The sequence below is a fragment of the Nocardia barduliensis genome, from assembly GCF_013315795.1.
In the GTDB taxonomy this organism is placed as follows: Bacteria; Actinomycetota; Actinomycetes; order Mycobacteriales; family Mycobacteriaceae; genus Nocardia; species Nocardia barduliensis.
Genome location: NZ_JABLTE010000306.1, coordinates 1 through 417 on the forward strand (window position 1 = coordinate 1; position 417 = coordinate 417).

General features: G+C 66.7%; 1 pseudogene. It reads left to right on the forward strand.

The window, feature by feature from the left end:
• Window positions 1-417: pseudogene (emrB, locus tag HOV91_RS39340) on the forward strand (multidrug efflux MFS transporter permease subunit EmrB); the annotation flags it as partial.

Genomic DNA, 417 nt, shown 5'->3' on the forward strand with positions numbered 1-417 from the left:
CTGCCACCCAGCGTCGCCCTGTGCACCGTGGGCCTGGCGATGGCGTCGTTCATGCAGGTGCTCGACACCACCATCGCCAACGTTTCACTGCCGACCATCGCCGGTAATCTCGGCGCCAGCTCGCAGCAGGCGACCTGGGTCATCACTTCGTTCGCGGTCAGCACGGCCATCGCGCTGCCGCTGACCGGCTGGCTCAGCCGTCGCTTCGGCGAGCGCAAGCTGTTCGTCTGGGCCACGCTGGCCTTCGTCATCACCTCGCTGCTGTGCGGCCTGGCGCAGAGCATGGGCATGCTGGTGCTGTCGCGTGCGCTGCAGGGTTTCGTGGCCGGCCCGATGTACCCGATCACGCAGTCGCTGCTGGTCTCGATCTATCCGCGCGAGAAACGCGGACAGGCATTGGCGCTGCTGGCGATAATC